10 protein-coding genes are annotated in these 14,958 nt (G+C 70.9%); 3 read left to right on the top strand and 7 right to left on the bottom strand.

The genetic code is table 11. The features are described from left to right. Positions 1–9 precede the first annotated feature (9 nt). Together ACFY0D_RS18585 and ACFY0D_RS18580 are read left to right on the top strand one after the other, a co-directional pair. A complete protein-coding gene (locus tag ACFY0D_RS18585; RefSeq protein WP_390799351.1) occupies positions 10–1,638 on the top strand; it encodes an extracellular solute-binding protein in 1,629 nt (542 codons plus the stop codon). Further along, positions 1,625–2,236: a hypothetical protein gene (locus ACFY0D_RS18580; protein ID WP_390799270.1), complete on the top strand. Its 612-nt coding sequence runs from the start codon at positions 1,625–1,627 to the stop codon at positions 2,234–2,236. The genes ACFY0D_RS18585 and ACFY0D_RS18580 overlap by 14 nt, the downstream gene beginning before the upstream one ends. Positions 2,237–2,352: 116 nt before the next feature. Here the strand turns inward: ACFY0D_RS18580 and ACFY0D_RS18575 are convergent, their stop codons facing one another. Continuing rightward, positions 2,353–4,179: a phosphoenolpyruvate carboxykinase (GTP) gene (locus tag ACFY0D_RS18575; RefSeq protein WP_390799269.1), complete on the bottom strand. Its 1,827-nt coding sequence runs from the start codon at positions 4,177–4,179 to the stop codon at positions 2,353–2,355. Positions 4,180–4,399: 220 nt separating this feature from the next. Between ACFY0D_RS18575 and ACFY0D_RS18570 the strand changes: the two genes are divergently transcribed. Then, positions 4,400–5,113, top strand: a complete 714-nt coding sequence (locus ACFY0D_RS18570; RefSeq protein ID WP_030765123.1) for a hemolysin III family protein — start codon at positions 4,400–4,402, stop codon at positions 5,111–5,113. 37 nt (positions 5,114–5,150) lie between these two features. Here the strand turns inward: ACFY0D_RS18570 and ACFY0D_RS18565 are convergent, their stop codons facing one another. From ACFY0D_RS18565 to ACFY0D_RS18540, 6 genes are all read right to left on the bottom strand, one after another. Next, positions 5,151–5,702, bottom strand: a complete 552-nt coding sequence (locus ACFY0D_RS18565) for a hypothetical protein (RefSeq protein ID WP_390799268.1) — start codon at positions 5,700–5,702, stop codon at positions 5,151–5,153. 134 nt (positions 5,703–5,836) lie between these two features. Continuing rightward, on the bottom strand, positions 5,837–8,278 hold the full coding sequence (locus ACFY0D_RS18560; RefSeq protein ID WP_390799267.1) for a galactose oxidase-like domain-containing protein: 2,442 nt from the start codon (positions 8,276–8,278) through the stop codon (positions 5,837–5,839). A 23-nt stretch (positions 8,279–8,301) separates the two neighbouring features. After that, positions 8,302–9,465, bottom strand: a complete 1,164-nt coding sequence (locus ACFY0D_RS18555) for a glycosyltransferase (RefSeq protein WP_390799266.1) — start codon at positions 9,463–9,465, stop codon at positions 8,302–8,304. 6 nt (positions 9,466–9,471) lie between these two features. Then, positions 9,472–11,193, bottom strand: a complete 1,722-nt coding sequence (locus ACFY0D_RS18550) for an ArnT family glycosyltransferase (protein ID WP_390799265.1) — start codon at positions 11,191–11,193, stop codon at positions 9,472–9,474. Further along, a complete protein-coding gene (locus ACFY0D_RS18545) occupies positions 11,190–12,578 on the bottom strand; it encodes a glycosyltransferase (protein WP_390799264.1) in 1,389 nt (462 codons plus the stop codon). Before ACFY0D_RS18545 ends, ACFY0D_RS18550 begins: the two co-directional genes overlap by 4 nt. Before the next feature lie 241 nt (positions 12,579–12,819). After that, positions 12,820–14,886, bottom strand: a complete 2,067-nt coding sequence (locus tag ACFY0D_RS18540) for a thioredoxin domain-containing protein (RefSeq protein ID WP_390799263.1) — start codon at positions 14,884–14,886, stop codon at positions 12,820–12,822. Positions 14,887–14,958: the final 72 nt, after the last annotated feature.

The following is a 14,958-nucleotide window of genomic DNA, read 5'->3' as shown; positions in this document are numbered from 1 at the left end:
GGCCGTCGGCTGCGCCGGACGGGTTTCGCGCTCGCGCTCGCCCTCGCCGTGTTCACGGCGGCGACGGCCTGCACCTCCGAGGGTGCGGCCGAGCCGGCGGAGACGGCCTACAAGGAGGGCACGCTGCGGGTGCTGGCCTCCAGCGAGCTCAGTGACATGGAACCTGTGCTGAAGGCCGCCAAGGCCACCACCGGGGTCACCGTGAAGCTCACCTGGTCCGGGACGCTGGACGCCGCCGAGCAGGTCGCCTCCGGGCAGGCCGACGGCAGGTACGACGCGATCTGGCTCTCCTCCAACGACTATCTGCGGCTGCGGCCGGAGGCGGCCGGGAAGCTCTCCAGCGAGACCTCGGTGATGTCCTCGCCGGTCGCCCTCGGCGTGAAGCCGCAGGCGTTGGCCCGGCTCGGCTGGAAGCCTGAGGAGGTCACCTGGCCGGCGGTGCACGAGGCCGTCGCCGCCGGGAAGCTGACGTACGGGATGACGGATCCGGTGCGCTCCAACTCCGGTTTCTCGGCGCTGGTGTCGGTGGCCTCGGGGCTGTCGGGCGCGCAGGCGGCGCTGAGCGACGCGGACGTGAAGGCGGCCACGCCCCGGCTGAAGGAGTTCTTCGCCGGGCAGAAGCTGACGTCGGGCTCCTCGGGCTGGCTCGTCACCGCGTACGGCAAGCGCGGGGACGTGGACGCGCTGGTGAACTACGAGTCGGTGCTGCTGTCCATGAACCGGGACGCGAAGGACGCCGGGGCTCCGCTGACGGTGATCCGGCCGCGCGACGGTGTGGTCACCGCCCACTATCCGCTGACGCTGCTGACCTCGGCCCCGGCCGGGGCCCGTGACGCGGGGCGGGCGCTCACGGAGTACCTGCGGGGCCCGGAGGCGCAGAAGGCGATCACCGAGCAGACCTTCCGCCGCCCGGTCGCGGCCGGGGTGGCGCCGGCCGCCGGGCTGGACGCCGAGAAGCGGCGCGAGCTGCCCTTCCCGGGTTCGCGGTCGGTCGCCGACGGGCTGCTGGCCTCGTACGAGAACGAGCTGCGCCGGCCCTCGCGGACGGTGTACGTGCTGGACACCTCGGGTTCGATGAGCGAGGAGGACCGGATCGGGCGGCTGAAGTCGGCGCTCACCGATCTGACGGGCTCGGGGAGTTCGGGCACCGGGCAGCGGTTCCGGGACCGCGAGGAGGTGACGCTGCTGCCCTTCGGTTCCAAGGTGAAGAAGGTGCGCACCCACGTCGTCGAGCCCGGCAATCCGGGTCCGGCGCTGGACGCGATCCGGGGGGACGTGAAGTCGCTGGAGCCGGACGGGGGTACGGCGGTCTACGGCAGTCTGGAGGCGGCGTACCAGCACCTCGGCCAGGGCGGCGCGGACGCGTTCACCTCGATCGTGCTGATGACGGACGGCGAGAACACCGAGGGTGTCGGGGCGAAGCACTTCGACTCCTTCCACGCGGCCCTGCCTCCGGCGCAGAAGCAGACGCCCGTCTTCGCGGTGCTGTTCGGCGACTCGGACCGCAAGGAACTCACCCACATCACCGAACTGACCGGCGGGCGGCTCTTCGACGCCACCGGCACGGGGGGCCCCACAGCGGTAGCCGGGGGCGGTTCGCTGGCCGGAGCCTTCGAGGAGATCCGTGGCTACCAGTAGGACGGCCCGGGGCCTGAAGTACCTGGAGTCGAGGAAGAACCTGGCCGGCTCCGCCTGCGGCGTGGCCGGCCTGGCCCTCACCCTTGCCGGGGTGGCCGGTGCGTACTGGCCGGTGGTGGTCGCCGGGCTGTACGGGGCGGGCGCGCTGATCGCGCCGCCGGAGCGGACGGCGCCGCCGCCGTTCGATCCGCGGGAGGAGCTCGGCGTACTGCGCGAGGACTTCGGGCGGCTGCGGGAGTACGTCGCCGAGGTGGAGCTGCCGTCGGGGGCCGGGGAGGCCCTCGCGGAACTGCTGGAGCTGTACGGGGCGCTGCTGGAGCCGGGGTGGGTGGCCGATGTGCTGGTCACCGATCCGGAGGCGGTGCACGCGGTGTCGCGGGCGGTCCGGCAGGACGTGCCGGAGAGTGTGGACGCGTACAACCGGACCCGCTGGTGGAGCCGGATGACGCCGGGCGGCGAGTCGCCGGAGCGGCACCTGGAGCGGCAGCTGGGGCTCCTGCGCGAGGAGGCGCAACGCGTAACGGCGGGCCTCCACGAGGTGGAGGCCCGCCGTCAGCAGACGCACACGGCCTACCTGGAGGAGCGCGGACGCTCCTGACAGGACGGGCCGGTGCTGCGGTGGGCGCCGCTTGGTCGGGGGCTCCCACAGCGGTGGGACGCCGCTTGGTCGGGGGCTCCCACGTTCATTGGCCCTTCTTCAGGGCGCGTCCTGGCTCAGCCCAGGCGCTCCACGAGTGCGTGGTACTGGTCCCACAGCTCCTTGGGAGTGTGGTCGCCGTAGGTGTTGAGGTGCTCGGGGACCAGGGCGGCCTCCTCGCGCCAGACTTCCTTGTCGACGGTGAGGAGGAAGTCGAGGTCCTCGGCCGGGAGGTCCAGGCCGTCGAGGTCGAGGGACTCCTTGGTCGGCAGGATGCCGATGGGGGTCTCCACGCCTTCGGCGGTGCCGTCGAGGCGGCCGACGATCCACTTCAGGACGCGGCTGTTCTCGCCGAAGCCGGGCCACACGAACTTGCCCGCGTCGTTCTTGCGGAACCAGTTCACGTAGTAGATCTTCGGGAGCTTGGCCTGGTCCTTGTCGGCGGCCACCTTGACCCAGTGGGCCATGTAGTCGCCCATGTTGTAGCCGCAGAACGGCAGCATGGCGAAGGGGTCGCGGCGCAGTTCGCCGACCTTGCCCTCGGCGGCGGCGGTCTTCTCGGAGGCGATGTTCGAGCCGATGAAGACGCCGTGGTTCCAGTCGAAGGACTCGGTGACCAGCGGCACGGCGGAGGCGCGGCGGCCGCCGAAGAGGATCGCGGAGATCGGGACGCCCTTGGGGTCCTCCCACTCGGCGGCGATCGTCGGGCACTGCGAGGCCGGGACGGCGAAGCGGGCGTTGGGGTGGGCGGCCGGGGTCTGCGAGGCCGGAGTCCAGTCGTTGCCCTTCCAGTCGACGAGGTGCGCGGGCGCCTCTTCGGTCATGCCCTCCCACCACACGTCGCCGTCGTCGGTGAGCGCGACGTTGGTGAAGACGGTGTTCGCGTACATGGTCTTCATGGCGTTGGCGTTGGTGTGCTCGCCGGTGCCGGGGGCGACGCCGAAGAAGCCGGCCTCGGGGTTGATCGCGTAGAGGCGGCCGTCCTCGCCGAAGCGCATCCAGGCGATGTCGTCGCCGATGGTCTCGACGGTCCAGCCGGAGATCGTGGGCTCCAGCATGGCCAGGTTGGTCTTGCCACAGGCGGACGGGAAGGCGGCGGCGACGTATGTGGTCTCGCCCTCGCCGGCCGGCGGGGTGAGCTTGAGGATCAGCATGTGCTCGGCGAGCCAGCCCTCGTCGCGGGCCATGACGGACGCGATGCGCAGGGCGTAGCACTTCTTGCCGAGGAGGGCGTTGCCGCCGTAGCCGGATCCGTAGGACCAGATCTCGCGGGTCTCCGGGAAGTGCGAGATGTACTTGGTGGTGTTGCAGGGCCACGGCACGTCGGCCTCGCCCTCGGCGAGCGGAGCGCCGAGGGTGTGGACGGCCTTGACGAAGAATCCGTCGGTGCCGAGCTCGTCGAGGACGGCCTTGCCCATGCGGGTCATGGTGCGCATGGCGACCGCGACGTAGGCGGAGTCGGTGATCTCGACGCCGATCGCGGAGAGCTCGGAGCCGAGGGGGCCCATGCAGAACGGGACGACGTACATCGTCCGGCCCTTCATGGAGCCGCGGAAGATGCCTTCGCCGCCGGCGAAGATCTCTTTCATCTCGGCGGGGGCCTTCCAGTGGTTGGTCGGGCCCGCGTCCTCCTCCTTCTCGGAGCAGATGAAGGTCCGGTCCTCGACGCGCGCGACGTCGGAGGGGTCGGAGGCGGCGTAGTACGAGTTCGGGCGCTTCGTCTCGTCGAGCTTCTTGAACGTGCCCTTGGTGACGAGCTCCTCGCACAGGCGCTCGTACTCGGCCTCGGAGCCGTCGCACCAGACGACGCGGTCCGGCTGGGTGAGGGCTGCGATCTCGTCCACCCAGGAAATGAGTTCCTGGTGAGTCGTCGGGATGGTGGGAGCCGCGTTGTCGCGCGCCACGATTGCTCCTTGTTGAGGGGTGTGTTTGGTGTTTGCCCCGTGGGGGCTGCGACCCGGACGCTTCGCGCTCCGCTCATCCGGTGCCGACCGCACTCATCTGATCATCCGGTGGATGTGCGCATATGTCCAGAGGGCCTCTCACGTGAGCATTGCCACGTCCGTCAATCTTCCGTAAAGACCACTAACGGAAACCTACGGACCCGTAGGTAGCATGGCGCGCATGACTTCTGATGCCGCCGCCGTCCCGGCCGCCGAGGCCACACCGGTAGTCGAGGCCCTGGAGGCGGCGGAGACCGCCCTGGAGGAGAAGCCGCTGTTGCGCGGCTGGCTGCACCTCGGGATGTTCCCCGCCGTGGTCGTCGCCGGCCTGGTGCTGATGGCCTTCACCGACTCCACCCGGGCCCGCGTCGCCTGCGGGGTGTACATCCTCACGGCCTGCCTGCTCTTCGGCGTCAGCGCGGTCTACCACCGCGGCACCTGGGGTCCGCGGGGCGAGGCCATCCTGCGGCGGCTCGACCACGCCAACATCTTCCTGATCATCGCGGGCACCTACACCCCGCTGACCGTCCTGCTGCTGCCTCCCTCCACCGGGCGGACCCTGCTGTGGGCGGTGTGGATCGCGGCCGCCGCCGGCATCGCCTTCCGGGTCTTCTGGGTCGGCGCCCCGCGCTGGCTCTACACCCCCTGCTACATCGCCATGGGCTGGGCGGCGGTCTTCTTCCTGCCCGACTTCATGCGCACCGGCGGGATCGCCGTCCTGGTCCTGGTGATCGTCGGCGGCCTCCTCTACAGCGTGGGCGGGGTCATCTACGGCATGAAGCGCCCGAACCCCTCGCCGCGCTTCTTCGGCTTCCACGAGGTCTTCCACTCGCTGACCCTCGCGGCCTTCGTGGCCCACTACGTCGGCATCTCGCTCGCCGCGTACCAGCACTGATCAAGGGGCGGACCCGGCCCCGGTCGCGTCGGCGCGCTCAGGCGGAGCCGGAACCGGAGTTGTGCAGGGCCGCGTCGAAGAGCCGGTCGGCCAGCTCGCCGAAGACGGCGCTCAGCTTCTCGTCGGCGATGCCGTCGGCATACCCCTGGAACGCCAGCCCGGCCACCGCCTGGACGGCGGGCGTCGCGTACTGCGGGTCGACGAGGTCGATGGGGAAGGGCTCCCCGGGCGGCCAGGGTCCCGGCCAGTTCTTGGGCCAGGGGATCTTCGGGTGCGGCGGTGTGGGGCACATGTCGTCACCGACCGCCTGCAGGATCTCGCGGGGGTCGCGGCCCCCCTGGTGCGCCCCGATCGCCGTCTCGGCGACCCCTTTCACCGTCTGCAGGAGGGCGATCCGCAGCTGTTCGCGGGGCGGGAGCGGCTGTGGGTTGAGGGCGACTTCGGAGTCTCGGTCGAGGGAACGGACCCCTGCCACGCCGGCGGCGAACACCGGCCCGTGCGGATTGATCGCGTCCCACATCTCGGGCCTGACGCGTGCCGCCAGCCGCACGATGCGCGCGGTCTGTGATGCGCTGATCGGACTTGCCATGGTTCGGCCTCCCTGCTGGGTGACGGCAGCCACATCCCTCCCAGTGTGCGCGGATCAAGAGGGCCCGCAACCAGGACCCTGCCGCCCCCGGGGGGAGGCAGGGTCCCGGTCCGTCGCCGTCGCCGGGTCCGGCTTCAGCAGGCGTGGCCGTCGCGGTCGGGGTCAAGGCGCAGCGGATCGCTGCCGTTGACCTTGAGGCGCTTCGGGTACGTGTGGGAGGCCAGCCAGTCGCAGCGGGCCTTCGTCGTCGCCTGCACCTCGGCCGGGAAGCGGGTCGGTACGCACACGTTGACCGTGCCGTAGTGCCGGTCGCAGCCGGCCACGCTCGGCGCGACCGGGGCGGAGTCCCGCTTGGCCGGGTTCTCCTTGGCGGGCCCCAGCTTGTCGGCGAAGGTGTGCTCGTGAGCGGAGGGCTGCTCCTGGGTGGCCGCCAGCGCGGACGGGCCGCCGAGGTGCACCCAGGTCGCGATCGACGGGATGCCGTTCGCGTCGACCGCGAAGAGCATGTACCAGCCGGGCGGCGCCAGGTTGGGGTTGCTGGTGACGTTCAGGTCGATGTTGTTCCCGTCGACGGTCATGGGCAGGTCCACGAACCGCTGGTTCGGGTCCGAGGAGTGGGTGACCGCTGCCGGACGGATCAGCTCCGCCTTGGCGACCGGCCGGTTGACGGTGATCCGCTGCGTGTCCCCGTACACCCACTGCGTGTCGATCACCGAGGTGATCTGGGGGCGGGCGCCCTTGAAGAGATAGGGCGGGGTGTAGATCGACACGTTGTGGTTGTACGTCCCGTTGCCCGGGTTGTCGCCGACCGACATGACCCGGCCGTCCGGCATCAGGAACGACGCCGAGTGGTAGGTCCGCGGGATCGGGTCGGTGGCGAGACCCGCCTGGTAGGTGTTGGTCGTCGGGTCGAAGAAGGAGGCCTCGAAGACCGGGTCGGCCCGGTCGTGCAGCCCGCCGCCGGTCTCCAGCACCTTGCCGTCCGGCAGCAGCACCGCCGACACGAACATCTTGCCCTCGGCACCGGTCTGCGGCCGCTTGCCCTGGCCCTGGTCGACCAGGCCCTGCGGGATCGGCGGGCCGGCCGTGTAGGCGGGGCTGGGCTGCTTGAGGTCGATGATGTCGGTGAGCCGGTTGGCCGCCGGATTGCGCTCGTTGTTGCCGCCGCCGATGGTCAGCACCCGCTGGTCCTGGGCCGGGGGCAGCAGCACGCTCGCCGACTCGTCCCGCTCGTCCTTGTTCCGCAGGCCCGGCACGTCGGTGATGGTGTTGGCGTCGTAGTCGTAGATCGAGGCCCCGGTGCCCGGCGTGCCGTTGCCGAAGGTGTGGCTGCCCGAGTAGAAGAGCCGCCCGTCCTGCATCAGGATCATCGACGGGTACAGGCCCCAGTACGACCAGGTCTGGTTGACCTCGTTCATCGGCAGCCACTTGTTCTGCGCCGCCGAGAACTTCTCCGCCGTCACATTGCCCGTGGAGTCCTCCTTCAGCCCGCCGAAGGAGATCACGTCACCGTTGCCGAGGATCGTCGCCGACGGGTACCAGTGCCCGCCGTTCATGTCGTTCGTCTTCGTGTACTTCTCGGTCACCGGGTCGAAGATGTACGAGTCCTTCAGCCCCTGGTAGCCGATCGATCCGTCGGCCGACGGGTACCCCTTGTTGCCGCTCATCACCAGCACCCGGCCGTCCGCCAGCTGCACATGGCCCGCACAGAACATGTCGACGGGGGTCGGGATCGTCTTGAAGGACCCGTTCGCCGGGTCGTAGACGGCGGAGGTGAAGGTACCCGCGTTGAACTGGGCGATGTCGTTGCCCGAGCCCGCGATCAGCAGCACCTTCCCTCCCCCGGACCCCGTCTGGGAGGTGCCCCCGTTCAGCACGACCGCGTGCATCGAACGCACCGGGTTCTGCGCCGGGATCACCTGCCACTTGCCCTTGGCGCACTCCTCCGCGGTCCCCGAACAGGCCGGCTGCGGCGGGACGGCGCCCACCTCCTCCAGCGCGTAGTCGTCGGTGGTGAGCGTGCCCACCCCGTAGACCGACAGACCCCACGCGATCTTGTCGGTGCCCGGCGGAACGGCCGGCGTACGGACCTCCGTACGCGCCCATGCCGCGCTGACGGGCGGATTCTGCAGGTCGGTCCAGTACTGCCAGCCCGCCGTCGTGTCATGGCGGAACACGGTCACCGACACGTCCGGGGTGTTCGACTTGTACCAGGCGGACAGGTCGTACTGCCTGCCCGGCGTGACGGTCGGGGCGCAGGTGCTGTTCTCCGTGACCAGCGCCTTGCGGTCGCCGTCCACACGGCGGGTGAGCGAGACCTTCATCGCCTTGGTGCCGCCGTGCGCGTCGGCGACGGTGGCGAAGGTGAAGTCGTTGTCGCCCCAGCCGGACTTGGACCAGCAGGACGGCATGCCGGAGCCGGCGGCTCCGGCGGTCTCGAAACCGGGATTGGAGAGCAGATTGGGCGGACCGGCCGTGGCCTGCTGCGGTGCGGTGAGCAGCAGGCTCGCGGTCATCGCCCCGACGGCAAGCAGGGCGGCCCGCCGCCCGGCCTTCCGCCGGATCGTCAGACGCATGGAAAGGTTCCCTTCTGTGCGGCTCAGCTCCTGTTGTGGCGCGGCAGATAGACGAGGGCCTCGGTGGCCGCGAACCGCAGGACGAAGGTCGTGACCAGGGCAAGGGCGGTGGCGGGCAGCACCTCCATCCCGAGCTCGGCGACGAACACCGCGATCAGCGGGATGCGCAGCAGCAGATCGGCGTTGGCGAGCAGCGCGAAGCGCCCCACCCGGTCCGCCCAGTGGCGGTGCCGGCGCCGGTCGCGGAAGAGCAGGGTCTCGATGAGGAGGAAGTTCCACAGGACCCCCGCCTGGTTGGCGACGATCTCGGCCGGCAGGTAGTGCATCCCCGCCTGGGTGAGCAGCCACAGCGCGGCCAGGTTCGGGACGAAGCCGGAGAGCCCGATCAGCCCGAAGCCGATCATGCGGGCCAGCGGGGCGGCCGAGCGCAGCGAGGCGAGGTGGGCGAGGAAGCGCATGCCCTCGCGGGCGGTGGACTTCGACTCCCCCGCATAGCGGTCCTGGAAGACGAACGGCACCTCGGCGACTTTGCCGGGACGGGAGCGCACCGCCAGCTCCAGCAGGATCTTGTAGCCCAGCGGCTTCAGGGCCTCGGCGGTGACGACGGAGCGGCGCATCGCGAAGAAGCCGCTCATCGGGTCGCTGATCCCGCGCAGCGCGCGCGGGAAGAGCCCCTTCGTCAGCCAGGTCGCGGCGCGGGAGACGGCGATGCGGTAACTCCCGGCGAGCCCGGCCCGGCTGCCGCCGCTGATGTAGCGGGAGGCGACGACGAGGTCGGCGCCGGTGCGCATGCCCTCGCCGACGAGCTCGGGGACGAGGTGGGGCGGGTGCTGGAGGTCGGCGTCCATGACGACGATCCAGTCGGTGTCCGCGCGTTTGATCCCTTCGACGACGGCGCCGCCGAGCCCGCCGTCGGCCGTCTCCCGGTGCAGGACCGACACGGGGAAGGGATGGTCGGCGGCGGCCTTCTCGATGACGGCGGGGGTGTCGTCCGTGGAGTCGTCCACGAACAGGACCTCGCAGGGCAGGTGGTCGGGCAGCGCCTCACCGAGCCGGCGCAGCAACTCGGTGATGTTCCCGGCCTCGTTGAAGGTCGGGATGATGAGGGTGACGCTGCCGGTCAGGGTCTTCGGAGCGGTGAGCTCCGCATCGACCGGGGCATGGAGGTGCCACAGGTCCTCGCTCATGGTGGCTCAGCTCCCACTCGTACGGTCGGCACCGCCGACGCGGCCGGTCCTGTCGGTCCTGTCGGTCCTGTCGGTCCTGTCGGTCCTGCGTATCTCGATGCGGTCCTCGCCCGACCCGAAGACCGCCACCACCGCCGAATGCTCCAGCGCCGCCCTGACGTTGGGCAGGTTCACCGCGTCACGGCGCACGGTGGGCGAGGAGACCACGTAGTCGATGTCCTGCCAGCCCCGCGGCAGGGTTTTGGTGACGGCCGGGTCGAGGTCCGCCTTGTAGAACCAGATCGCGCCGAGCCCCGGCTCGAAGCCGTGGTGCACGGCGTCCAGCCAGAGCGCGTCGTCCAGCAGCACCCGGGTGTTCGCCGGATCGGCCACCTCGCTGCCGAGCCAGTCCGCGGCCTGCCGGTACGGGGCGTTCGCGTCCACCGTCAGCGCGGTGCGGTTGCCGTCGTACCAGCGCGGCAGCACGTACACGGCGGCCGACGCCACGAGTACGCCGACCAGCACCCGGCGCGCCCACACCCGCGGCCGGCGCTCACCCGGACCTCGGCGGCGGCGCAGCACGGCGTGCGTGATGCTGGCCGCGCCCCCGGCGAGGACGAGCGCGAGGAACGGCAGCGCCTGGATCACGTACATCGCCGGCAGGTAGCCGGAGGGCCGCATCGCGACGGCGGCGAGGATCACGGCGGCGAGCGCGGGGCCGGCCAGCGCGCGGGCGGTGACTGACCAGCCGATGGTGGCGAGCAGCAGGACGGCGCCGGCCAGCCCGCCGAGCGGCAGGACGGTGTCGTAGTAGAGCCAGGACCGGAAGACGCCGTTGGAGCCGGACCCGGGGGTGAGGATGAAGCCGGAGCCCTCGCGGCCCATCTGGTAGGTGATGCCGTCGATGAGTGACACGTGCCCGGAGCCGGGCAGCAGCTCGCCGTTGAGCAGGGCGTACAGCGGGTACGACAGTCCGATCAGCGCACAGGCGGTGATCGCTCCGGTGACCGCGAACTTACGGGTGTCACGGTGGCTGTGGCGCCACATGGTCACCAGCAGCGCCGGGAGCACCACCAGCATCGTCTCCTTGGTCAGGACGGCCGTGGCGGCCGCCAGCCCGGAGCCGAAGTGGTGCCACAGGTGGCGGCTGGGGGACGCGGCGAGGCAGAAGGCCAGCAGCATCCACATCACGGCGAGGTTGTCGAGGAAGATCTCCCGCTGGAGGACCACGGAGAGCGGCGACAGCCCGAAGAGGGCCATCGCGAGCCCGGCCGCCCAGCGCGGCAGCCACAGCCGGCGCGCCAGGACGTACAGCAGCACGGAGGAGGCGGCGGAGACGGCGAGCATCGAGAACCGCATCGGCGCGACGGTCATCCAGTCGGGCACGAAGAGCGACGGCAGGTACGTCAGGCCCGCGACCTGGATCCAGCCGAGCGGCGGATGGTCGTACCAGTACGTGTAGTGGGCGAGGCCGTCGCCCTGCTGGACGGCCCAGGCCTGCGCGAGGTAGGTGCCCTCGTCGTCGCTCAGGGTCGGGAAGTTCGTGATGTTCCAGCCCTGGACCAGCACGATCACCAGCAGCAGGGCGCCGCACAGCAGCAGGTCGGGGCGGGAGGAGCGGAAGCGCACGAGGGGCCGGGCGGGCGCGGCCGGGCGCACCCCGAGGCCGCCGGCGACGGGCGTCCGGCGGTCCGGGACGGTGCGGGTCTCTGGCTGGGGATCAGTGGCCGTGGGCAGGGTGGCGGTCACTGGCGGCTTTCCTCTCGGATCGCGGTGGAGGCGGAGACGACACCGGGTGCGGCGGTGGTGGGGACGGGAGCGGGCGCCGTGGCGTACGCGGGCGCGGTGGCCTGCACAGTGGCGGCGGCGGTGGCGGTCGGGGTCGCGGCGGCAGTGGCGGTCAGGTGGGCGCCGGTGTGGCTGGTCAGCTCCCACTCGTTGCGGCCGCGCTGCTCGCGCCAGACCGCACGGATCGCGGCCCCCGCGAGCATCACCTGGTAGAACGGGCCGCCGACCACGAGCTTGACGTAGTGCACGAAGCGGACGCGCAGACCGTACTGGCGGCCGAAGTCGTGCAGGCCGACGATCTCGAACACGAAGGTCACCATCGCCGTGATCATGGGGAGGAAGGTGATGATCGCGATGCCGACCGGTACGTCGAGGAGGACCGCGACGGCGAAGTTGAGCGGAATGATCACCCCCGACGCGGCCTGCATGAAGGGCGTCATCAGCGTGTAGCGGGCCAGCCACCGCTGGCCGCGGCCGGGCAGCTGCTGCCAGTCCTTCTTCCGGTACACCTGAAGGAACCCCTGGTTCCAGCGGGTGCGCTGCTTGAGCAGGCTCACCAGCGAGCCGGGCGTCTCCTCGCGGGTGACCATGTCGGAGTCGTAGGCGACGACCACCTTCTTGCCGACCGACGACAGCCGCACCCCGAGGTCGCAGTCCTCCGCGAGGCAGTTCTGGTCCCAGCCGCCGGCCTCGCGCAGCACCTCGGTGCGCACGAAGACGGTGTTGCCGCCGAGCGGGATGAAGCCCTTCTCGGCGTGCAGGTGCAGCCGGGAGCGGAACCAGAAGAAGTACTCCAGGCAGTTGCGCAGGCTGTACCAGCTGGAGTGGAAGTTGATGAGCTGGACCCCGCCCTGGACCACGTCGGCGCCGGTGGAGCGGAAGGCGTGGTCGACGTGGGCGAGCAACTCGGGGTGGACCTGGTCCTCGGCGTCGAAGACTCCGACGATGTCACCGCGGCAGGACGGGAGGGCGGTGTTGAGGGCCTTCGGCTTGTTCTTCGTCTCGTGGTGGTCGACCACGACCCGTACGCGGGCCGGCGCGCGGGCGGCGGCCCGTTCGGCGACGGCGGCCGTCTCGGGGTCGTCGTGTCCGACGATCACGATGATCTCGTAGTCGGTGTGGCTCGACTCCAGCAGCCGGTCGATGGTGTGCTCCAGGACCGCCTGCTCGTGGCGGGCGGGCAGCAGCAGCGAGAAGGCGAGGCGGCCGTCCCCATCGGGGCGGTCGAAACGCGTGGAGGCGAGCACCTCGGGGGTCCGCCACGCGTGCATCTGCCACCAGAGCGTGAATGCGGCCATCCAGAAGAGCGCCAGGGAAATGACAGCGATGAACACAGACGTGTACACAAGGCCCCCCACAGACCCGCCGCCCCCCGGCGGCGATCAGCAAACCCCCCGGGGACTCACGGCGGGCCCCCCGGCCCGCCGCCCCCGCTTCCCCCTTGCACGCACCCCCCGGTGCGCCGTCTCGGTGACTCCCGAAGCCAAAAGATTAGGCAGTGAACATGACACTCAGCTGCATCGCAGATAAAAAGCACGTTTCTTAACTCATGCACGCGCAACCGGAATTGACGGCACTCCGGTCACTTCAGGGACGAATCACACCCAACTGCTCGGCCAGTTCGACCGGTTCCGTCGTAGGCCGCGCGCAGACGAAATGTCGACACACATACGCCGTCGGAAGGTCGTGCACGAGTGTGCGCTCGGCAAGAAGGGGGAACTCACCACCGGTGCCGTCCGCCGCACGCGGAAGACCGACCGCCACCACCGCCCCAGGAGCCGTCCCCAGCAACGCGGTCCGGTGCAGCAGCGCCAGCGCCGGATCCTCCGGACGGCCCACGACCGCCACCTCGCGCGGCCCGTCCAGGAGCGCCTCGGCCACCGACAGCCCGTGCCCGATGAAGCGCGGCACCCGCGGCCCGAGCGCGTGCACCACCCCGAGCGCCCGCTCCGCCGCCGTACGGTGCGCCTCCGATCCGGTGTGCGCCGCGTACGAGAGCAACGCGCCCGCGGCGGCCGTCCACCCCGACGGGGCGGCCGTATCCGTGGGATCCTGCGGCCTGCGGATGAGCTTCTCCGCGTCGTGCGCCGTGTCGTACAGCGACCCGTCCTCGGCCGTGAACCGGTCCAGGACCAGGTCGACGAGGAACCCGGCGAACTCCAGCCAGACCCCCTCGCCGGTCACGGACGCCAGCGCGAGGAAGCCGTCCGCCACGTCCCCGTAGTCCTCCAGCACCCCGTCGTTGGCGCCGACCTGCCCGTCCTTGCTGGTGCGCGACAGCCGCGCCCGGCCGTCCATGTGCACGCGCACCAGCAGATCGGCCGCCTCGGTCGCCCGCTCCACCAGGTCGGGCCGCTCGAAGTACGCCCCGCACTCGGCGAGCGCGGCGATCGCCAGCCCGTTCCACGCGGCGACGATCTTGTCGTCCCGCCCGGGCGCGGGCCGCAGCCCCCGTGCGGCCAGCAGCCGCTCCTTGATCCCGGCGAGCCTGCCCGCCTCCACCACGGGCCCGTCCTGGGGCAGCTGCAGGACGGACGCCCCGTGCTCGAAGGTCCCCTCCTCGGTCACCCCGAAGTACGCGGCGGCCAGATCCCCGTCGTCCTCCCCCAGCACCTCGCGCAGCCGGGCCGGCGTCCAGGCGTAGTAGGCCCCCTCGACATGCGCCCCGGTCAGCGGATCCTCGCTGTCGGCATCGAGCGCGGAGGCGAAGCCGCCCTGGTCGGTGCGCAGCTCCCGGACCATGAAATCGGCGGTCTCCAGCGCGACCCGGCGCGCGAGATCGGACCCGGTGGCGCGCCACAGGTGCGCGTACACCCGGCACAGCAGCGCGTTGTCGTAGAGCATCTTCTCGAAGTGCGGTACCAAGGCGCCACCGGCATGCTGACGCAGCACGTACCGGTGGAACCCGCCTCCCACCTGGTCGAACAAGCTCGCGCGGGCCATGGCCCCACACGCCCCCTCGGCCATCTCGCGGGCCCCCTCGGCCCCGGTCCGGGCATGGTGACGGAGCAGGAACTCCACGATCATGCTCGGTGGGAACTTCGTGTCGCCTCCGCCGAACCACCCGCTGGCCGGGTCGTAGTCCCGGGTCAGGGCGAGCAGGGCATTGGCCTGGGACTCCTCGGTCGGCCTCCCTGTGCCTTCGGTGCTGAACGCACGGCCGGCCAGGTCCCTTGTGATCTTCTGCGCGACCTCCCCCACCTCTTCGCGGCGGCCGGTCCACGCCGCGTGGACACCTTCCAGGACCTGCAGGAAGGAGGGCATGCCGTGCCGGGGCTCGGGCGGGAAGTACGTCCCGAAGTAGAAGGGCTCGGCGTCGGCGGTCATGAAGACCGACATGGGCCAGCCGCCTTGCCCGGTGGCCGCCTGCACAGCCTCCATGTAGACGGCGTCCACGTCGGGGCGCTCTTCGCGGTCGACCTTGATGTTGACGAAGTGTTCGTTCATGTACGCGGCGGTCAGCTCGTCCTCGAAGGACTCGTGCGCGAGGACATGACACCAGTGGCAACTGCTATACCCAACGCTCAGGAATACCGGCACGCCGCGCCTGCGCGCCTCGTCGAAGGCGGCGGGCTCCCACTGCCACCAGTCGACGGGGTTGTCCGCGTGCTGGAGGAGGTAGGGGGACGTGGAGTGCGCAAGTCGGTTGGGCATGCCCCCCATCCTCGCGCACCGGGCGAGGCCCGGCCCGAATGCCCAGGCGTGGCGCAGGACGGTGAGTCCCGA

This window comes from Streptomyces sp. NPDC001502, assembly GCF_042894785.1.
In the GTDB taxonomy this organism is placed as follows: domain Bacteria; phylum Actinomycetota; class Actinomycetes; order Streptomycetales; family Streptomycetaceae; genus Streptomyces; species Streptomyces kutzneri.
Note: the sequence above shows the minus strand (reverse complement) of the source record. Positions and strands in the feature narration are given on the sequence as shown.

What these genes read in the sequence shown, in the direction of transcription:
- ACFY0D_RS18560 (WP_390799267.1), bottom strand. Translation starts at nt 8,278, where the DNA reads ATGCGTCTGACGATCCGGCGGAAGGCCGGGCGGCGGGCCGCCCTGCTT.
- ACFY0D_RS18565 (WP_390799268.1), bottom strand. Translation starts at nt 5,702, where the DNA reads ATGGCAAGTCCGATCAGCGCATCACAGACCGCGCGCATCGTGCGGCTG.
- ACFY0D_RS18570 (WP_030765123.1), top strand. Translation starts at nt 4,400, where the DNA reads ATGACTTCTGATGCCGCCGCCGTCCCGGCCGCCGAGGCCACACCGGTA.
- ACFY0D_RS18555 (WP_390799266.1), bottom strand. Translation starts at nt 9,465, where the DNA reads ATGAGCGAGGACCTGTGGCACCTCCATGCCCCGGTCGATGCGGAGCTC.
- ACFY0D_RS18540 (WP_390799263.1), bottom strand. Translation starts at nt 14,886, where the DNA reads ATGCCCAACCGACTTGCGCACTCCACGTCCCCCTACCTCCTCCAGCAC.